At 68.9% G+C, this 19,161-nt stretch carries 20 protein-coding genes; 3 read left to right on the top strand and 17 right to left on the bottom strand.

All coding sequences use genetic code 11. The features are described from left to right. The first annotated feature begins 29 nt into the window (after positions 1 to 29). On the top strand, positions 30 to 977 hold the full coding sequence (locus F784_RS0106830; protein ID WP_019585976.1) for an SPFH domain-containing protein: 948 nt from the start codon (positions 30 to 32) through the stop codon (positions 975 to 977). A 3-nt stretch (positions 978 to 980) separates the two neighbouring features. Then, a complete protein-coding gene (locus tag F784_RS0106825) occupies positions 981 to 1,448 on the top strand; it encodes an NfeD family protein (protein WP_019585975.1) in 468 nt (155 codons plus the stop codon). Positions 1,449 to 1,585: 137 nt separating this feature from the next. Here F784_RS0106825 and rpsI read toward each other — a convergent pair whose 3' ends face one another. The 15 genes from rpsI to murF all read right to left on the bottom strand — a co-directional run bounded on the left by rpsI (position 1,586) and on the right by murF (position 15,802). Then, positions 1,586 to 1,981: a 30S ribosomal protein S9 gene (rpsI, locus tag F784_RS0106820; protein WP_019585974.1), complete on the bottom strand. Its 396-nt coding sequence runs from the start codon at positions 1,979 to 1,981 to the stop codon at positions 1,586 to 1,588. Between the two features lie 2 nt (positions 1,982 to 1,983). Further along, positions 1,984 to 2,409, bottom strand: a complete 426-nt coding sequence (gene rplM / locus F784_RS0106815) for a 50S ribosomal protein L13 (RefSeq protein WP_019585973.1) — start codon at positions 2,407 to 2,409, stop codon at positions 1,984 to 1,986. 131 nt (positions 2,410 to 2,540) lie between these two features. After that, positions 2,541 to 2,750, bottom strand: a complete 210-nt coding sequence (locus F784_RS0106810; RefSeq protein WP_019585972.1) for a hypothetical protein — start codon at positions 2,748 to 2,750, stop codon at positions 2,541 to 2,543. Positions 2,751 to 3,064: 314 nt separating this feature from the next. Further along, a complete protein-coding gene (locus F784_RS0106805; RefSeq protein ID WP_019585971.1) occupies positions 3,065 to 3,883 on the bottom strand; it encodes an alpha/beta hydrolase in 819 nt (272 codons plus the stop codon). After that, complete coding sequence (gene aroQ / locus F784_RS0106800; RefSeq protein ID WP_019585970.1) at positions 3,880 to 4,311, bottom strand: type II 3-dehydroquinate dehydratase; 432 nt, start codon at positions 4,309 to 4,311, stop codon at positions 3,880 to 3,882. The genes F784_RS0106805 and aroQ overlap by 4 nt, the downstream gene beginning before the upstream one ends. A gap of 84 nt (positions 4,312 to 4,395) precedes the next feature. Beyond that, positions 4,396 to 5,445 (bottom strand): 3-dehydroquinate synthase, encoded by a 1,050-nt coding sequence (gene aroB / locus F784_RS0106795; RefSeq protein WP_019585969.1) that lies wholly within the window; start codon positions 5,443 to 5,445, stop codon positions 4,396 to 4,398. Then, positions 5,432 to 6,022, bottom strand: coding sequence for a shikimate kinase (locus F784_RS0106790; protein ID WP_019585968.1), 591 nt, complete (start codon positions 6,020 to 6,022; stop codon positions 5,432 to 5,434). The genes aroB and F784_RS0106790 overlap by 14 nt, the downstream gene beginning before the upstream one ends. 151 nt (positions 6,023 to 6,173) lie before the next feature. Further along, on the bottom strand, positions 6,174 to 7,322 hold the full coding sequence (gene aroC, locus F784_RS0106785) for a chorismate synthase (protein ID WP_019585967.1): 1,149 nt from the start codon (positions 7,320 to 7,322) through the stop codon (positions 6,174 to 6,176). Between the two features lie 101 nt (positions 7,323 to 7,423). After that, a complete protein-coding gene (locus F784_RS26575; RefSeq protein ID WP_019585966.1) occupies positions 7,424 to 9,676 on the bottom strand; it encodes a secretin N-terminal domain-containing protein in 2,253 nt (750 codons plus the stop codon). A 3-nt stretch (positions 9,677 to 9,679) separates the two neighbouring features. Next, on the bottom strand, positions 9,680 to 10,954 hold the full coding sequence (locus F784_RS0106775) for a lipase chaperone (RefSeq protein ID WP_026332326.1): 1,275 nt from the start codon (positions 10,952 to 10,954) through the stop codon (positions 9,680 to 9,682). Then, a complete protein-coding gene (pilO, locus tag F784_RS0106770; RefSeq protein ID WP_019585965.1) occupies positions 10,951 to 11,592 on the bottom strand; it encodes a type 4a pilus biogenesis protein PilO in 642 nt (213 codons plus the stop codon). Before pilO ends, F784_RS0106775 begins: the two co-directional genes overlap by 4 nt. Continuing rightward, the gene (locus tag F784_RS0106765) at positions 11,582 to 12,271 is read right to left on the bottom strand and encodes a hypothetical protein (protein ID WP_019585964.1); all 690 of its coding nucleotides are present in this window, start codon (positions 12,269 to 12,271) and stop codon (positions 11,582 to 11,584) included. Before F784_RS0106765 ends, pilO begins: the two co-directional genes overlap by 11 nt. Then, positions 12,264 to 13,442: a type IV pilus assembly protein PilM gene (gene pilM, locus F784_RS0106760; protein WP_019585963.1), complete on the bottom strand. Its 1,179-nt coding sequence runs from the start codon at positions 13,440 to 13,442 to the stop codon at positions 12,264 to 12,266. The genes F784_RS0106765 and pilM overlap by 8 nt, the downstream gene beginning before the upstream one ends. A 235-nt stretch (positions 13,443 to 13,677) precedes the next feature. After that, positions 13,678 to 14,448, bottom strand: a complete 771-nt coding sequence (locus F784_RS0106755; RefSeq protein WP_019585962.1) for a hypothetical protein — start codon at positions 14,446 to 14,448, stop codon at positions 13,678 to 13,680. Positions 14,449 to 14,512: 64 nt separating this feature from the next. After that, complete coding sequence (gene murF, locus F784_RS0106750; RefSeq protein ID WP_019585961.1) at positions 14,513 to 15,802, bottom strand: UDP-N-acetylmuramoyl-tripeptide--D-alanyl-D-alanine ligase; 1,290 nt, start codon at positions 15,800 to 15,802, stop codon at positions 14,513 to 14,515. A gap of 30 nt (positions 15,803 to 15,832) precedes the next feature. Between murF and F784_RS0106745 the strand changes: the two genes are divergently transcribed. Then, positions 15,833 to 16,816, top strand: coding sequence for an acetamidase/formamidase family protein (locus F784_RS0106745; RefSeq protein ID WP_019585960.1), 984 nt, complete (start codon positions 15,833 to 15,835; stop codon positions 16,814 to 16,816). Between the two features lie 47 nt (positions 16,817 to 16,863). Here the strand turns inward: F784_RS0106745 and F784_RS0106740 are convergent, their stop codons facing one another. Together F784_RS0106740 and F784_RS0106735 are read right to left on the bottom strand one after the other, a co-directional pair. Next, complete coding sequence (locus F784_RS0106740) at positions 16,864 to 18,435, bottom strand: DAK2 domain-containing protein (protein ID WP_040382587.1); 1,572 nt, start codon at positions 18,433 to 18,435, stop codon at positions 16,864 to 16,866. A gap of 37 nt (positions 18,436 to 18,472) precedes the next feature. Next, positions 18,473 to 18,805, bottom strand: a complete 333-nt coding sequence (locus F784_RS0106735) for an Asp23/Gls24 family envelope stress response protein (RefSeq protein ID WP_026332324.1) — start codon at positions 18,803 to 18,805, stop codon at positions 18,473 to 18,475. Between the last annotated feature and the right edge of the window lie 356 nt (positions 18,806 to 19,161).

The raw sequence follows: 19,161 nt of genomic DNA, 5'->3' as shown, positions 1-19,161 counted from the left end.
CCGGCGTACCCGCAGGTGGAGGCCAAACTATGGGATTCACGATCGTCGTCGTCGTCCTGCTGCTGCTGGTGGTGGTCACGCTGTTCGCCGGGGTCAAGAGCGTTCCGCAGGGCTACGAGTGGACGCAGGAACGCTTCGGCAAGTTCCAGCGCACCCTCAAGCCCGGCCTCAACCTGATCCTGCCCTACGTGGACCGGGTGGGCCGCAAGGTCAACATGATGGAGCAGGTTCTCGACGTGCCCTCGCAGGAGGTCATCACCAAGGACAACGCGCTCGTGACGGTGGACGGGGTGGTCTTCTACCAGGTGCTCGACGCCGCCAAGGCGAGCTATGAGGTCCGCAACCTCCAGCAGGCGACGCTCAACCTCACGATGACGAACATCCGCACCGTGATGGGCAGCATGGACCTCGACGAACTGCTCTCCAACCGCGACCAGATCAACGCGCGGCTGCTCGCGGTGGTGGACGAGGCGACCGAGCCGTGGGGGGTCAAGGCCACCCGCATCGAGGTCAAGGACATCAAGCCGCCCGCCGACCTCGTCGCCAGCATGGCCCGCCAGATGAAGGCCGAGCGCGAGAAGCGCGCCAACATCCTTGACGCCGAGGGCTTCCGCCAGGCCGCGATCCTCAAGGCCGAGGGCGAGAAGCAGGCCGAGATCCTGAACGCCGAGGGCCGCCGCCAGGCCGCCTTCCTGGAGGCCGAGGCCCGCGAGCGCAGTGCCCAGGCCGAAGCCGCCGCCACCCGCATGGTCAGCGAGGCCATCGCGGCGGGCAACGTCCAGGCGATCAACTACTTCGTGGCGCAGCGGTACGTGGACGCGCTGCGGGAGATCGCCTCCGCCCCCAACCAGAAGACCCTGATCCTGCCCCTGGAGGCGACCGCCATGCTGGGCAGTCTCCAGGGCATCGCCGAGGTGGCCCGCGAGGCGTTTGGGGGCCGTGAGCCGGAACTCGTCGGCGGTCGCCGGAGGAGCTAGCGAATGGACTGGCTGCCCTCCCTGGAGCGGGTGCAGTCCTGGCACTGGTGGGTGCTGGGCGCACTCCTGCTGATTCTGGAAGTCCTGGCGCCGGGCGTGTTCTTCGTGTGGCTGGCCCTGGCCGCCCTCGTCCTCGGGTTGATCGTGTTCGTGCTGCCGTTGCCCGTGACGGTGCAGCTCCTGCTCTTCGCCGCCCTCAGCGTGGCCGCGGTCCTGCTGGGACGGCGCTACGTGAGCCGCCTGCCCGCCAGTGGCAACGAGGGCCGGGCTCTCAACGCGGGCGCCCACCGCCTCGTCGGCCGCACCGTGCTCGTCACGTCCCCCATCGTGAACGGGGTGGGCCGGGTGAGGGCCGGCGACAGCGACTGGCGAGCGACCGGCCCCGACACCCCCGCCGGAGCCTCCGTGCTGGTGGTCGGCGCCGAGGGGACGACCCTGCGCGTGAGGGAGATTTCGGGGAGCTGGACCTGAGGGGCACGCCCACGACCCCTCACCCCCGGGCTTTGCCAGGCTCCTCTGCCTCGAGGAGAGGATTAGGTGAGGGGTCTTTTCCCCCAACAAGAAACCCCCCTCCCGTCGGGAAGGGGGTTCTCGCTTGCCGCCTTAAATCAGCGCTTGCTGAACTGGGGCGCGCGGCGGGCCTTCTTGAGGCCGTACTTCTTGCGCTCGACCTCGCGGGGGTCGCGGGTCAGCAGGCCGCGGGGCTTGAGCTGGGCGCGGAAGTCGGGGTTGACCTTCAGCAGCGCGCGGGCGATGCCCAGCTTGATCGCGTCGGCCTGACCGCTGGGGCCGCCGCCCGCCACGGTGATAACGGCGTCGTAACGGCCCGCGGTGCCCGTCTCACGGAAGCCCTGGAGGGCGTGGACGGCGCGCAGCAGACCGCGGAAGTAGGTCTGGAACTCCTTGCCGTTGACCAGGATGCGGCCCTCGCCAGGGCGCAGGAACACGCGGGCGACGGCGGCCTTGCGGCGGCCGGTGCCGTAGAACTGTTCAGGGGTAGCCATGTTTACCGGACCTCGAGTTTCTGGGGCTTCTGAGCGGCGTGTGGGTGCGTCTCGCCCGCGTAGACCTTCAGGCGGCTGTGCATCGCGCGGCCCTGGCGGCCCTTGGGCAGCATGCCGAACACCGCGTGCTCGATCACGCGCTCGGGGTGCTTCTTCAGCGCCTCGCGGGCGGTTTCGGTCTTCAGGCCGCCCTGGTAGCCGGTGTAGCGGGTGTAGATCTTGCCGTCCAGCTTGCCGCCGGTCAGCACGACCTGCGCGGCATTCAGCACAACCACGAAGTCGCCCTGGATGATGTTGGGCGTAAAGTCGGGGCGGTGCTTGCCGCGGATGCGGCTGGCGATCAGCGTGGCGAGGCGGCCCAGCGGCACGTTCGCCGCGTCCACCACGACCCAGTTCTGCTCGTCGTTCTTGGGAACAAAGGTTTTCACCGTAAAACTCCGTAATCAGGGATTTGGCTGCGAGTGCGCCCCGCCCCTTCGGGGGAAAAGCTGGCGTGCGCCTCCGGGTGCCTCCCGGTCGCCCCGGCCCTACCAAGCACGAGACACTAAAGGTAAAGGTATCAGAGGGCGGGGGTGGGGGGCAAGGGCAGTGAGGGCGGAGTCTGCGCCTCAAGCTGGAGCCGGATGAGGGCGCAGTTGTTCTCGAACTTCTTGAGCTGTTGTTGTGCGTCCAGCCGTGCGTCGAACGAGGCCGGGTTACGCGGACGCTGCCAAGGAATCTTGCGAGCCTCCATGTAGGCCCGGTAAGCAGGAGCCATAATGTTCTGCACGTCCTGCTGCGTCAGGATGAAAAGCGGTCCTTCAAGCCGGGATAGTCCAGACTCCTGTCGCCGTGGTCTACCTGCATATCGCCGACGACTTCCAAATCGGTCCATGTGTCGGCGCGGGACGGCCACTGGAGTCCGCGCGCAGCCTTGACTGAACGGGAATGGAGCGGCACTGCTCATCCGCCACCAAGAGGTCGAACGCGGGCGCGTTCCCGGCAAAGGGAGTAGCAACCAAATCCAGGTGCCGCCCGAGTTCAGCACAGACCAGGAACTCCCCGATCTGCCCCGTATGTTTGTTGCTCAAACCACTTGCCATTTCATTCGCCGCCCAGTAAAAATTGCAGCGCCCCCGGCAACCTCTCCCGCCACGCGCTCTCGTGGTGTGTGCCCTGCGGGTTGGCCACGAAGCGCAACCTCTCGCCCATGCCCTTGTCGAGCAGCAGGTCGCGCATGGTATGGGCGTCCTGCCAGTAGGCGCGCATCAACTCGGGCTCGTCGGGACCTTCCTGCCCGCCGATGTCGAGCCAGATGCGGCCAGTGGGGGTGGGGCTGGTCTGGACGCGGGTGAAGGAGTCGACGGGCGCTGTCCAGAACGCCGGACTCATGACCCCTGCGTGGCCGAACACGTCTGGGTGGGTGATCAGGGCGTGCAGGCTGACCAGGCCGCCCATACTGGAGCCGATGACCACGGTGCTTTTCGAGCCTGGGAGGGTGCGGAAGTGGCCGTCCGCCAGCGGCTTGACTGTGTCGACGAGGAAGGCGATGTAGTCATCCGCGCCCCCTGCGTCCAGCGTGTCCGGCAACTTGGGGTTGGGCGCGGCACTGTACTCATGGAATCTCCGTTCGCCGCCATTTGGGATGCCGACTGCAATCGCCTCGATTCCCTCCGCCGCAAGTTGGGTCAGCGTCTCGTCGGCGCCCCACTCGCCGCTGTAGCTCGTGGCGGCGTCGAACACGTTCTGCCCGTCGTGGAAGTAGAGAACCGGGTAGTGGCGCTCCGGCTCGCTCGCGTACGAGGGCGGCAGCCAGGCGAGCAGGGTGCGCGCGGCGTGATTGGCGTCCCCCACCCCCTCCCACTGGAGGAGCGTATCGGTGACGGTGCTGTCCGGCCTCGCCGCGTAGGGCTGCCAGCTCACACGCTGCCCTCCGTCAGGGCCTCCATAGCCAAGCGGTAGCCCAGGAAACCCAGGCCGCTGATCTTCCCCTTGCAGACCGCCGCCGTCACGGATTTGTGCCGGAACTCCTCGCGGGCATCCACGTTGCTGATGTGAACCTCGACCACGGGGAGAGGCTGCCCGGCGATGGCGTCCCGCAGCGCGTAGGAATAGTGGGTCAGGGCGCCGGGATTGAGCACGATGCCCGTAAAGCCGTGCTCATCCGCATCCTGAATCCACTCCAGCAGTTGCCCCTCGTAGTTGCTCTGGCGGCAGGTAACGGTCACGCCGATTTCGGCGCCCCACGTTTCGCACAGGCGTTCCAGGTCTTCGAGCGTCTGCGTGCCGTACACGCCCGGTTCGCGCAGGCCGAGGCGGTTGAGGTTGGGACCGTTCAGGACAAGGATCAAGGGGAACCTCCGGTGCGGGGCGTAGGGGGTCTGGCGTGTCGCTTATAGAAAAAGCAACGGCGGGAACATTTCTGTTTCTACAAGCTACACGTCGCGGGCGACAAGTTCCTCGCACCAGTACTCGAATTCCCGTCGCAGCACGTCCTCCGGCACCCGCGCCAGGTATGGCCGCGCCAGATCATGCAGCAGCACGAAGCGCACGCCCTCCGAGTCGGCTTTCTTGTCGCGCGCCATGTAGGGCCACACGTTCTCGAAGGTGAGGGGGGGAAGGGGCTGGGGATTCTGCCACCGCAGGAAGGCGCGGGTGTGCCCAGTCAGGTCCGCGCCGCCCAGGGCACGGCTGAGAAGCGCCGCGTAGTGCATCCCGTACCCGACCGCCTCGCCATGCGAGATCCCGTGGTCCGTGACTGCCTCCAGCGCGTGGGCGAGCGTGTGACCGAAGTTCAGGAAGGCCCGCTCGCCTCGCTCGGTCAGGTCCCGCGTCACCACTCCAGCCTTCACGGCGATGGCGTCGGAGAGGGTGTCCTCCAGGCCCGGCCCAACGGGGCGGAAATTCGGAGACAACACCCGGGGCAGCAGGGTCGGATCAGCGATCAGGCCGTGCTTGTACGCCTCGGCAGCACCCTCGGCGAAGACGGCGGGGGGCAGGGTGGTGAGGGTGTCCGTGTCACACCACACGGCCCTCGGGGGCCAGAAGGCGCCCACCAGATTCTTGCCCTCGGGCAGGTTCACGCCCGTCTTGCCCCCCACCGCCGCGTCCACCATGCCGAGCAGCGTCGTCGGCAGGGTGTAAAAGGCCACGCCGCGCAGGTAGCTCGCCGCCACGAAGCCCGCGAGATCGGTCGCCGCGCCTCCGCCCAACCCCACCACCGCCCCGTCGCGCGGGAGATTCACTTGCGCCAGTCTCGACAGCACCTGCGCGTAGACCTCCAGCGTCTTGCAGTCGTCGCGTGGGGGGACGGTCACCGTCACGGTGGGGGAGAGGGCCGCCTGCGCCGCCTCCACGAAGGTGCGAGGTAAATCGGTGGGGTGAATCAGGGCGACCTGGCGTTCTGGCACGCTGTACTGGGAAAGCAGTCCCGACCCGACTGAAACCGTGTACGGCTGTGCGCCTCCAACCTCAATCCGCCGCACGTTCCCCCACGGGTTCCGTCTCGTGCCAGGCGGCCTGCGCGTCGGACCAGGTCCACAGGCGGTCGATGACCTCCTCCACGATCTCCTCGGCGGGGCGGCCATCGCTGTGGACGTGGATGGTGCCCTGGCGGTAGTGCTCCTCGCGTTCAATCATCAGGGTGCGGATGCGGGCGAGGGGGTCGGGAGTTCTCAGCAGCGGGCGGTCGCTGTGGCGGGTGCGCTGGTAGACGGTCTCGGGGGTGGCCCACAGCACCACGACCGGGCCGCGTTCCAGCAGGGTGCGGCGATTCCCCTCGTGGATGAAGGTGCCACCCCCCAGGCTCACGACGGCGTGATCGAGGCGGGTCACTCGCCGGACGACCTCGGCCTCGCAGGCGCGGAAGTAGCTCTCGCCCTCCTGCGCGAAGACCTCGGGGATGCTCTTGCCGACCACCCGGGTGATCAGCTTGTCGGTGTCCACGAAATGCAGCGCCAGTGCCCGCGAGAGTTCCCAGCCGACGCGGCTTTTCCCAGTCCCCATGAAGCCCGCCAGCGCGACCCAGGTGACGGGACGCTCGATCAGGCCGGACCCGTTCATGGGGGACAGTCTAGAGGAAAGCCTGTGAGGCAGCGTGACGCCTACACTCTCGGGTGCTCCACCCTCCGGCGCTGCGCCCTCGGGAACGTCAGGCCACAACAGGGCTTCGCTCAGCGCCAAGTCCACCCTCTCGGCCAGGGCCATCCGGTGCTCAGTAGTCACGAGCGTAGGCCCGTGCGGCAGCCACGCGCTCCTGAAGCTCGGGCAGGGTGTCCCCCCCGAACTTCTCCAGCATCGCGTCGGCGAGCACCCAGCCGATCACGCACTGGAGGATCACCCCAGCGGCGGGGACGGCGGTCGTGTCGCTGCGCTCGCGGGCTGCGTCGGACGCCTCGTGCGTGACCACGTTTACGGTCGGAAGCGGCTTCATCAGCGTGGCGATGGGCTTCATGGCGACGCGGACGATGAGTTCCTCGGCGTTCGTCATCCCCGCCTCCAGGCCGCCAGCAGCATTCGTCTCGCGGGCGTAGCTGCCCTCACGGTAATACACCGCGTCATGGACGCCGCTGCCCGGTTTCACTGCGTTCTCGAAGGCCCGCCCGATTTCCACGCCCTTCATGGCCTGCACGCTCAGGCAGGCCTGAGCAATCCGCCCGTCGAGCTTGCGGTCCCAGTGGACGAAGGAGCCCAACCCCACCGGCAGGCCCCGGAAGCGCACCTCCAGGATGCCGCCCAGCGTGTCGCCGTCCTTTTTCGCCTGATCGATCCGCTCGCGCATCTGCGCCGCCGCGTCCGCGTCGGGGGTCCTCAACTCGGACTCCTCGATGGCCTCCAGCGCGTCCCAGGAGAAGGGCTGGCGCGTCTCGATGCCGCCCAGACTCGCTACGTAGTTCGCGCCCTCGACACCGAGTTCGCCCAGGAGTTTGAGGGCCACCGACCCCACCGCCACCCGCGCCGCCGTCTCCCGCGCCGAGGCCCGTTCCAGCACGTCGCGCAGGTCCTTGTGACGGTACTTGATGCCCCCGGTCAGGTCGGCGTGGCCGGGGCGGGCATCGGTCAGGGCCTTTTTGCGCGGCTCGCCCCCCGGCTCGGGGGACATGATCTCGGTCCAGTTGCGATGGTCGCGGTTTTCGATGACCAGCGTGACGGGGGCGCCCGTGGTCCGGCCCGCACGCACGCCGCTGAGAATCTGGGCCTCGTCCGTCTCGATCACCATGCGCCGCCCGCGCCCGTAGCCGCCCTGCCGCCGCCGCAACCAGGGGTCGATGTCACCCTTGCCCAGCGGCAACTGCGAGGGCAGCCCCTCGATGATGGCCGTCAGTTGCGGCCCGTGCGACTCCCCGGCGGTCAGATACCTCATGGGGGGAATCTAGCGTTGGGCGGGGAGGCGGGAAGACAGGCTGCCCAGACGGCAGGGCGGGCAGTTCCTCGCAGGAAACCGCCCGCCCGCCTTGAAGAGGGTTACTTCACGACGCTGCCGGTGATGATGACGAGCAGTTGGGTCTGCGTGCGATTCGTCGTCTGTTTGCCGAACGCCGCCCCGATTACCGGGAGACTACTCAGGAAGGGCACGCCCGAGTTGGTCTTCGATTCGGTGGTGCCCAGCAACCCGCTCATCAGGACCGTTTGGCCGTTCTTGAACGTGATACTGCTCTGCGCCTCGCTGTTGGTGAAGTTCAGGAGATTAGGCACCGAGTTGGTGGGCAACTCCCCCGCGATGTTGTTGACCTGCCCACGCACCCGCAGCGTAACCGTCCCGTCAGGCGCGACCTGCGGATCGAAGAAGTCGAGGTTGAGACCGTAGTCGATCTGCCGGGTGATGTTCCCGCTGGAGGACGGGATGTTGATCTCCAGCCGCCCGCCGCTCTTGATGCTCGCCGCCGCGTTCGACGAGGCGTTCTGGGCGCTCGTGCCGGTGCCCAGGGACCGCTGGCCGCTCTGCATCGTGATGTTCCCATCGTACACCCGCTTGGTCAGGCCCTGGTTTTCGAGGGCAGTCAGGGTGGGGAAGATGTTGAAACCGACCAGACTGCGGGTGGGGTCGAAGGAGGCGCCGAGTCCGCCGCCGCCCATGCTGACGTTGAAGCCGCCGAAGCCGATCTTCCAGTCCACGCCCAGGCTGCGCGCCGCCGTCTCGGTGATCTCCTGAATGCGGACCTGCACGTTGATCTGGGGCACGACCTGATCAAGCTGGGGGATCAGCTCCCCGATTTGCGTGACCTGCCCGAGGGTACCGCGCACGATCAGGCTGTTCGTGCGCTTGTCGGCGATGATCGTCGCGCCGCCCGTGTTCTGCGCGGCAGTCTGGGTCGCTTGCTTGGCCTGCGCGTCGGCACTCGACCCAGCCGCACTCGTCTGAGTGGTGGGTACCGTGACGGTCACCGCGTTTCCGTTGGCGTCGGTCGCGTTGACAGGAACGTTGGCGAGCGGCGGGGTGGCGGGCGTCAAATCCCGCGCCAGCGTGCCCTCCAGCGTCGCCTTGACCTCCTCGGCGCTCGCATTCACAAGCTGGAAGACCCGCTGCACCGTCGCCTGGGGCGAGGGTGCCGGGCGGTCCACCTGCCCCAGCAAGCTGAGCGCCGCGTCGAGCTGCGTCTGCGGCCCGTTCAGGATGAGTTGCCCGGTTTGCCCGACGGGCGTGACCTTCAGGTCGGGGTACTGGGCGCCCAGGAGGGCCGAGATGTCGGCCTGCTGACCCTTGACGGTGTAGATGCTGCGCCCGGTGGAGACGGAGGGCGGCGTGGCAGCGGCGGGAGCGGGCAGGTCCACCTGCCCCAGCAGGCCCATCGCCGCATCGATCTGCACCTGCGGTCCGGTGAGGACCACGCGCCCGGTCTGCCCGACGGGTGTGACCTTGAGGCCGGGGTACTGCGCGGTGAGCAGCGCCGTCACGTCCGCCTGCGCGCCCTTGACAGTGTAGATGCGCTGCACGTCCTGCGGGGGCGTGACGGGCGCGGGCGCCTGGAGGGCCGGGGGCTGCGCGGCCACGATCTGCGAGAGCAGCCGCTCGACCTGCGCGACCTCCTGGTTCGTGCCCCGGATGATGATGCTGTTCGAGGAGGGCTCGGCGACGATCCGCATGGTGGGGGAGTCGAGGATGATTTCCTCCCGGGCGGTCTCGGTGGTGCTGGTGTTGGTGCCCTGCGCCGTATTCGAGCTGCTCTGATTGCTGACTGTCTTTACACTGCCGAACGACAGCTTGAGCTGCCGCTCGACGAGGGCCGCGCTCAGCGCCTTAGGCAGCGTGACAATCTTCTGGATAGGTTTGGCGCTCACCCGCAGCACGGGTTTGTCGCCCAGGCGCAGGGTCTCGTAGCTCAGGCCGTAGATGTCGAGCACCAGCGGCCAGACCTCGTTGAAGGGCCGGTTCACGAAGTTGTACGTGACCCGCGTTCCGGCCGTGCTGCCCCCCGCCGCACCCGCAGCCGCCGTGCTGCCCGCTTGGAGAAGACTGTCCACGTCAGGTTCGAGGATGATGTCGTACCCGGCGCTCTTGGCGAGGGCCACCAGCATGGAGGACAGATCGCTGCCCGAGCGCCGCAGGTCGAAGGTGACGTTCGCGCTCGTCAGCCCGGTGTCGGCCAGGCGGGCGGTGGTCGTGGCGGCCCCGGACGCGCTGGGCATGGCGGGGATGGTGCTGGGGCTGATGGGCTTGGTGGTTTGCGCGGCGGCCATGCCGAGCGCGGCGGAGAGCAGGAGGGCGTATCTCTTCATGGCTCACCTTTCGTTGAGTTGCAGGGTCTTGGTGTCGTTGCCGAGCGAGAGAGTGGCGCTGTCCGCCGTGACGTCCTTCAGGACCGCCTCTGAGTCGGGAAGCTTTTCCCCGATCTCCACGACCACGAACCCGTCGCGCGAGCGGAAGACCGCGGTGTTGACTGGCCCGAGGACGGCGGCGTTGAGGGCGATCTCGCGGCTCTGAAGCAGTTGGTCGAGGGCGCTGACTGGCACGGCAGTGGCGTCTGCGCCCAGTTGGGTGATGGGCTGCGGGGTGCCGGGGGTGGGGAGGGCTGTCGCAGACGTGGACGCCGTGCCCTTCGCGCCGTCCGGGGTGCCGGAGGCACTTGCCGCCGTACCCGTACTGCCGGTTCCACGTCCCACGACGCTGCTCAGGTCGATGCTTTCCTTGGGCACGTGGACAGCCGTGACGGGAGGCCGGACAGGAGCAGGTGTGGCGGGAGGCCGGATGGGAGTGGGCGTGGCAGGCGGCCGGGGGGCGGTCGGCGTACCCCCCGAGGGCCTGGGCAGCGTGACCGGAGTGGGCCGCGCGCTCGGCGGACGCAGCACGGTCACGGATTCCGGCTTGGGCTGGCTGGGGGTAGCGCCGGGGAGGGTCGGGGTGGGGAAGGCACCACCCGCGACGGCGGGCGTATCTACGGTCACGCGGGAAGGGGTGCCGGGGATGGGCGCGACGGGAATGACGCCGCCGCTGGTGTTGTCTGGCTCCGGGCTGGTTGTGACCGTCGTGGTGACTGGAGTCGTCGCTGGCGGGGTGATACGGACGGGAGGCGTGCTGACGGAGCTCTCCGTCACCTGGGGCGCGGAATTCACCTGTCCTGCCGGTACGCTCGCGTCCTGGTCGACGGCCAGTGGGCGGAAGGGGTTGACGCCGGACAGAGTCGCCAGGGCGGTGTCGGGGTTGATGCCACCGGGGGTGGGCGCGGGTTCCGCCTCCGCAGTCCCGGTGTCGTCCGTCCCCGTCTCGCCGAAGGCGGGGAGGCTGGGCACGTCCACTGCGCCGCCGGGCTGCACGGCCACGCTGTCGCCGTCTGCGGGGGCCGTGGAGGGGGTGGGCGTGGGGCCTGTCCCTTCGCCTGTGGCCGCGTCACCGGTGGGCGGTGTGGGCGTCGTCTGGGCCAGGGCCTGCTGGGCGCTGCGGTTGCTGCTCCAGATCGCCCAGGCCGCGATCAGGGCGACCATCAGCAGCAGGATCAGGAGCACCCGCATCTCGCGCGAGACCTTGAGCTTGGGACGTGTTGCGACCGGCCGACTCACTGGGTGCCTCCCTGGGGGGCAGCGGGCGGTGCGGTGGGGGCCGCCGGGGCTGTGCCCGTGCCGCCAGGCGCGGCGGCCTGCGCCGGATCGAAGGTGTACACGGTGAGGTTCAGCGTGCCCTCCAGCTTGGGATTAAAGGAGGTCGCCTGCGGCAGTTGCAGATTCACCCCACCCACCGTCGTGAAGCGGTTCATGGTCTCCATCGACCGCAGCGCCCGGAACACGGCCGCGAACGGCCCGCTGACTCCCAGGTTCAGGTTGATGGGCCGCACCCCGGCGGGAAGGCCGGTGGCGGTCCCGGTCTGCACGTTGAAGGTGGTCATCTCCGCGCCCGCCGCGAGCACGTTGCGCCGCATCTCGTCGAGGACGGTGCCGAACTGCGCGTTGGCGGGGAGTGCCCGCAGGAACTGGTCGCGCTCGGTGTTCAACCGGGCGACGGTGGTCTTCAGCTCGGGCAGGCCACGCTGCGCAGCGCGGTAGCGGTCGGCGTTCATGCGGGTGGTCTCCAGCTCGCCCTGAAGCAGGCTGATCTCCTGCTGGCGGGCCTGGTAGCGCATCAGGTACCAGCACAGCAGCACGAGCACGCACACGCCCAGGACAATCAGGAAGAGGGAACGGGGGGCGAGCTTAACGGACATCAGTGCCTCCCGCCGGGGCGGATGCGATGGGGGCGGAGGGCGGAGCGCCGCTTCCGGTCGCGCCGGGCGCCGGGGTGGCCGCCTGACCCACCACGCCCACCGACGCGGCGAAGGTGTAGCGGCCCGTGTCGCCGTCCTGTTGCAGGCTGCGGAAGTTCACGGCGAAGTTGGGGCTGTTCTCATAGGTGTTCAGGAAGTTCACGACCGACTGCTGGCTCCTCGCGGTGCCCGAGAGGTCAATCTCGCGCACCACGTTCTTCCCGGCGTAGACTCCGCCCTGCTGCATGGAGGCGAGGGCGCCCGGATCAAGGGGCTTAACGTTCATGGACGTGATTGCCACCCCGCCGCCCCGCGGAAGCTGCGCGGAGAAGGCCGCCACGTCGTTCGTCCAGTAGGTCTTGCTGTCCCGGAGCAGTGTGGCGACTGCCGTGACCTCCTCCAGGGTGCGCTGCTCGCCCTGAAGCCGGTCGTACTCCTGCTTGGTGGGCGTCAGCGCGGCGATCTCGCCGTTCAGTTGGTCCCGCTCGTTTTGCAGGGTGCTGATCCGCGAGCCCAGGGTGAGTTCGGGAATCAGGATGGCGGCGGCGGTCAGGGGCAGGATCGCGTAGGTTGCGTAGCGCCAGGCATCCGGGCGGGTGCCCCGGCGCTCCTGCTGCGGCAGCAGGTTGATCTCAACCACGGGCGTTCACCCCCCGCAGCGCCAGCCCCAGCGGCACGGTGAACTCGGCAGCGTTGGTCTGGAGGTAGCCGGTGTCCACGTTCGCCCCCTCGGTCTGCACGGTCAGCCAGGGGCTGGCGACCTCCACCCGGAAGCCCAGCGCGTCGCTGATCGCCGGGGCCAGGCCGCGCAGCTTGGCGCCGCCCCCCGCGATGAAGGTCCGGTCGATCACCACGTCGCCCGACTGCACCCGGTAGAACTCCAGCGAGCGCCGCACCTCGGTGATCAAGTCGCCCAGCACCGGGCGCACGATCTCGAAAACACGTGCTGGGGAGTACTGCTGGCGCGAGAGGTCGAAGTTGAGCAGATCCTCCTCGTCCTCGGTGGGGGTGGTGGCGGTCGCGTAGCCCAGCTTGACCTCCTCGGCGGCGCCGAAGTCGAGGTCGAAAGCCTTTTGCAGCGCCGTCGTGAAGTCGTCGGCGGCCACGCCCAAGTTGCGCGCCATCAGGATGCGGTCGCCGCGCACCAGGGAGATCACGGAACTGCTCGCCCCGATCTCCAGCACGAGCGCGACCTCGCCCGCCTCGGTGTAGTTCAGCCCGGCCAGGGTGGTCTTGTTGAGGTGCTCTCCCAGCAGGTTGCCGCGCAGGGCACGCAGGGTGGCGAAGCTCTTGAGGTCCACCACGGTGGGCTCCAGACCCGCCAAGCGCAGCACCTCGACCTGCCGCGCGACCGCCTCGGAGGGGGCGGCGGCGATCACGGCCTCCATCTGGCCGTCCTCCGGCACCTGGGCAGGGTCGTCGAGCAGGTCGAAGTCGAGGTTAACCTCGTCGATGGGGTAGGGGATGTAGCGCTCGGCCTCCCACTTGATGGCCTCCTGAAGCTCCTTGCGCTCCATGCGGGGGACCATGATGTTGCGCGTGACCGCCGACTGGTTGGGCACGGCGGTCACGGCGTGGCGGGTGGTGATGCGGTGCTGGGCGAGCAGGTTTTTCAGCTCGGTGGCGACCGTCTGCGGCTCGACGACCAGCCCGTCGCGCATGGAGCCGATGGGCGTGGGCACCATGATCGCGTGCTGGAGGACCGGCGGCGCCCCGGGGCGCAGGGCGACCACCTTGATCGCGCTCGTGCCAATCTCCACCCCGATGGCGTTCAGGCGCGGACTTGTAAGGCGTTGTAGCAGGCTCGACATTCTCCCTCCCGAGGAGCAGGCTTCAGCGTTTTCTCATGGGCGCCAGGACCACTCCGGCATGGCGGGGAGAGGCTGGACGGGGTAAAAGGGCAAAGGCAGGCGGCATGAACGGCTCATGCAACCATTCGCCCGCTTACGGAACTCTGACAGGAGAATTACGGCGTGTAGGACGGTAAAAAATCGGCCTGTGAAAGGCCGAAGGGGGACCCCCGAAAGATGAAGGCCAAAGCGGGGTTCAGCGGCTCACGGGTTGCAGGTCGCTGCCGAACACCCGCACCGCGCCGCCCGGCGAGACGGTCACCAGGTCCCCGCCCACCACGCCGACCCGCCCCGGCCCGTGGGGCACGCTTTTCAGCACCCGCCCCGCCGCGTCGAGCCGCTGTAGCGCCGTGCCAGTGAGGCGGTACGTCCCGGCCAGGGTGGTCACGGACGGCAGGTTGGTCGAGCGCGCCCCGGTCGGCGTGACTTCCAGCAGCGGCCCGGCGACGCGCTCCAGCACCGTTCCGTCCGATACCCGCAGCAGGGCCCCAGCCAGCAGCACGTAATCCTGCCCGTCGCCCCCGGTGACCGCCGCCGAGGGGGCGCCCGCCACACCGGTCGTCGCCGCGCCGTCGTAGGTCACGGCGCTGCCGTCCTCGCGGTAGGCACGGGTGGCCGAGAGGGCGACGACCCGCCCCACCGGAACCGACCGGGCCGCCAGGTCGAGCGTGACGAGCAGGCCCACTCCCGGCAGGGCGGCCCAGGCGTTCCCCCCGTTCCAGCCGACCGCCGACACCCGTCCCGGCAGCCTCGGGCAAGCGGGACGGTAGGACGGCGCCCGGGCCACGCAGGCCTGCCCCTGGTCCACCCAGGCCACGCCCTCAGGGGCGAAGGCGGCGCTGAAGGCCGAGGCAGGGACGGCTGGCCCCGGGGCCGAGCTGGGGCTGGACGCTCGGGACATGGGCGCCGGGGCACATGCGGCGATCAGGAGCAGCGGGGCGAGGGCCGAGAAGAAGGAGCGGCGCATGGGGCCATTGTTCCCTGGCGGCAGCTGAGAAGGTATGGGGCGACCTGCCACTACCGTCCTGCTTTTACTGACGGCTGCCCGCTGACCGCTCCCCCAGCAGCGCCTCCACCACCACGTCCAGCCCCACGCCCTCCTGCGCCCGCCGCTCGGGCGTCCAGGAGATGCCGCGGCTCGCCTTGACGAGCACCACGTCTCCATCCCGCACCTCGGTCAGCAGGTCGGCGAGGAGGTCGGGGACGGTGGGGTAGGCCCGGTCGCCCAGCTCGGCGGCGAAGGCCCCCACCCCAAACGTCAGGTCGGCCCGCTGCCTTGCATGGGCTCCCACCCGGGCGTGCAGCTCCCGCTCCGTGTCGCCCAGCTCCAGCATCCGGCCCAGCACGCTAATTCGGCGGCCCGGGAAGGTGGCGAGGGCATCCAGTGCGGCGGTCACGGCGAGCGGTGAGGCGTTGTAGGCGTCGTCAATCACAGTAAAGCGCCCGGGGTGGACCCGGTAACGGCCCCCCGGCACCTGCACTCCGGCGAGCCGTGCTGCCGCATCCTCCAGAGGCACCCCCGCCTCTAGCGTCAGCGCCAGCCCCAGCACGGCCGCCTCTGCCTGTACCCGGGAGGCGAGCGGCAGAGTGACGGGCACACCGCGGAAGGTGAAGCGGGCGCCCTCCGGCGTGACCTCCAAATTCTCCCCCGCGTAGGTCACCCCCTCCCCGAAGCCGTAGGTGGGGACGCCGGGATACCACGGGGCCGCCTGGGTGCCCACCAGTCCCCGCGCCCCCTGCAAGATCACCCCCTTCTCCCGCGCCACGCCCTCCAGGCTGCCGAGCTGCTCCAAGTGCGCCTCCCCGATGCTCGTGACCACGCCCACGTCGGGGTGAACGAGGCCCACGAGTTCGGCCATCTCACCCACCTGGTCAATCCCCATCTCGACGACCAGGGGCCGCCCGCTTCCCCCGAACTCGATCAGGAAGCAGGCGATGGCGGGCATGGTGTTGTACACAGGCATGAAGTGGGCCTCCAGCGCCGCCGCCGCGTAATTCTTCGCGGTCGTCTTGCCCACGCTGCCCGTGATGCCCACGACGAGGGGGTTCCTGGCCCGCTCTGCCCGTGCCCAGGCGAACAACGCCTCCCGGGCATCCGTCACCCGCACCGCCCGCTCCACGTCGAGGTCGGTCAGCACGAAGGGAGCGCCTGCAGAGAGTGCCGCCTCCAAGAACCGGTTCCCGTGCATCCGCTCGCCGGGGAGGGCGACGAAGGCGACTTCCGGGGAAGTCTCGCGCGAGTCCCAGGTCAGGCGGAGGGCGGGCCGCGCCCCCGGGTGAACGTCGGCAGTGAACGGCAGGGCGGCGTGGGGGTCGAGCATGGGGGGAGAATACCCGTACTCTGGGAAGCCATGAGCGAGCACTCCCTTGGCACCGACAGCATTCACACCGTCTGGGACAACAGCTTGCCTCCTGCCCTGACTATCCGCCCCGGCGATACGGTCTCCTTCGAAACCCTGGACGCCTCGGATGGAGGGGTGGCCCGGCGAGCGGTGGCGGGGGAACTCACCGGCGCGGCCGAACTCGTCGCCCTCGCTGCCGCCGATGCTTTCCCCCAGCGGGAGGGGCCACGCGGCCATCCGCTCACCGGCCCCGTCTTCGTGGAGGGCGCGGAGTCGGGGGATGCTTTACAGATCGATATTCTGGAGGCGCGGACCGCCGACTGGGGCTGGACCGGCTGCCGCCCGAACGGTATTGGCCTGCTGGACGCGGTGCTGGCTGAGGAAGGACTTCAACCCTACACCCACCTCTGGGACCTGCGAGAGCGGACGCACACGGACTTCCGCCCGGGTATCCGCCTGCCACTCGCCCCCTTCCCCGGCGTGATGGGCGTCGCCCCCGCGGCCCCCGGTCCCCACCCGACCGCCCCGCCCCGGCAGGTGGGCGGCAACATGGACATCCGGCAACTGGTGGCGGGAAGCACCCTGTTCCTGCCTGTCGAGGTGCCTGGTGCCCTGTTCTCCGTCGGCGACCTGCACGCGGCGCAGGGAGACGGCGAACTCAGCGGCACTGGCATCGAGTGCGCCGGACAGGTGACGTTGCGCTTCAGGCTGGAACGCGGAGCAGGGTTAACAACTCCCGAGTTCATCACCCCCACCCAAGGCGGCACGAGCACCCGCTGGCACGCGACGACTGGTCACCATCCCGAACTCATGACGGCAGCCCGGATCGCCCTACGCGCGCTGCTGCATCGCCTCCAGGCACGCGGCCTGACGCTGGAGGAGGCCTACGTGCTGGCGAGCGCCTGCGTGGACCTCAAGATCAGCCAGATCGTGGACGCGCCGAACTACACGGTGAGCGCGTTCCTGCCGCTGGATATTTTCGAGGGGGATTGAAAAGAAGAGCGGCGGCCTTTGCTCAGCCGCCGCCCCTCCTCGTCCAATTACTCCATGGTCACCAGATAGTCGTACAGGTCCGGCCCGCCCAGGTGCGCCTCGACCTCGGCGCTCGGGAACTCCCCGCCGATGCGCTCGGACAGGGCGTCCAGGTCCTCCTGCGTCTTCTGGGGACCGCCGAACACGGTGATGATCTCCTGTCCGGCGTAGCTCTTGCCCAGCATTTCCATCACACTTTCTTCGGGGCTCCCGCCCGCCTGCACGAGTTCATCGTCCTTCAGGCCGATCACGTCCCCCTCGGCGATGTCGAGCGTGACGCCCTCCTTCGTCGTGATGTTCGTCGTGCGGCTCGCGCGGGTAACCTCGAAGGTGGTCACGCGGGCGGCGGCCTGCTCCATCGCCGCCCTCAGTTCCTCAGCATCCGCGTCCGGCTGGAAGGCGAGCGCCGCCCCAATGCCCTGCCCCAGCGTGCGGGTGGGCACGACGACGGCGCGGCCCTCCATCAGCTCCATCGCCTTTTCGGCGGCCATCAGCACGTTCTTGTTGTTGGGGAGGATCAGCACCTTCTCCGCGCTCACCGAACGCACCGCGTCCACGATGTCCTGCACGCTGGGGTTGGCGGTCTGCCCGCCGGAGACGATGCGCGCCCCCAGCGAGCGGAAGAGCTTGACCAGCCCGTACCCGCTCGCCACCGCGACGAGGCCGGAGGGTGCCACCTCCTCCTCGGCCCGGGCCGCCGCGCCCGCCATGCCCAGGATCTCGGTGTGTTGCTCGGACATGTCCTCGACCTTGGTCTTGAGCATCCGGCCGTAGCGGCCTACCGTGGCGAGCAGCGCGTCGGGCTCGTTGGTATGGATGTGACCCTTCACGTACCCCTCAGCGCCGACCACGAGCAGGCTGTCGCCGAAAGGGGAGACGAGTGAGCGAATCTCCTCGATGGCCTTGGTCGAGTCCGACATCAGGAACTCGGTGCAGTAGCCGAACTCCTCGGTCTCGAACTGCTCCTGAGCGTAGGAGGTAATTTCGGGCGCCTCGGGGAGCGCGTCGCCGCGCAGGGCCGCGAGCATGCCCTGCACCACGTACAGGTAGCCCTGCCCGCCCGAGTCGATCACCCCCGCCTGCTTCAAGGCCGGGAGCATCTCGGGCGTCTGGTCGAGGAGGCGCTGGCCCTCGAAGAGCGCGGCCTCCAGCACCGAGTCCACCGTATCGCGGTCGTGCGGCCCGTTCGCCCCGTCGGCCACTCCCCGCGCGACCGTCAGGATGGTGCCCTCCACCGGCTTCATCACCGCGCCGTACCCGGCCTTCTGGGCAGCGCGGAAGGCGCGGGCAAGGGTATCGGCGTCCACCTCGGCCCGGTCGCGCACCGCCTCCGCGAAGCCCTTGAGGAGCTGCGAGAGGATCACCCCCGAGTTGCCCCGGGCGCCCAGCAGCGCCCCGTAGCTGATCGCGCGGGCGACGGAAGCCATGTTGTGCTCGTCGCAGGTGTCGAGCTCGCGCCGCACCGACTGCATGGTGAGGTGCATGTTCGTGCCGGTGTCGCCGTCGGGTACCGGGTACACGTTCAGGGCGTTGACCTGCTCGCGGTACACGCCCAGCCAGTCGGTCGCCACCCGCAGCATCCGCGCGAGGTCGGTCGGTTTCAGGGTCCGCACATGCTCAGGCACGCTGCACCCCCACTGCGTGGACGCGCGTGGCCCTGAGTTCAATCCCCGCCTGGGTCTTCACGATGTGCTCCACCCGCTCCTTGATGTTCCGCGCCACGGTGGGGATGCTCACCCCATAGGCGACGACCACGTACAGGTCGGCGGTGTAGCCCTCGCCCTCGCGGCCCACCACGACGCCTTCGCGGGCGTTGGCGCGGCCCAGCACGCGGGAGATGCCTTCTTTCAGGTTGGCGGGGGCCATGCCGACCACGCCGGGAATCTCGTGGGCAGTCAGCCCGATCAGTGAGGCGAGCGCCGCCTCGGACACAACGATGGAGCCAGTCACAGTAGACAGGAGTATACGCGAGGGGGCGGGGACGGCTGGGGTCGCAAAACGCGTGGCTGACCTTGCACCCCCACAATCATCTCCTCAACCAGAGAATCTGCACCGGGCTGCCCCCGGTTGCCGTGTGTACCTCCTGACCTGCACCATCAGCCCGGGGAGATGACCTCCGGGAAACTTGACAGTTTGTAGGGCGGATTACCCCGGCCACTAGTGGAGTGAGTCAGAAGACCTTGAACACTTTGCTGTGCGTCAGCGACGCCATTCGGGCAGAGTCACATAAGCGCTCGCCTCCAGTTTGCCCCCCCGACCCCGGAAATACCATTCAGCGTCTTCTGACTCGCCCCACTAGAGACTTT

Origin of the sequence: Deinococcus apachensis DSM 19763 (assembly GCF_000381345.1) — a bacterium.
Classification (GTDB): Bacteria; Deinococcota; Deinococci; order Deinococcales; family Deinococcaceae; genus Deinococcus; species Deinococcus apachensis.
The sequence above is the reverse complement of the archived record's forward strand: the minus strand, read 5'-3'. Positions and strand labels throughout refer to the sequence as shown.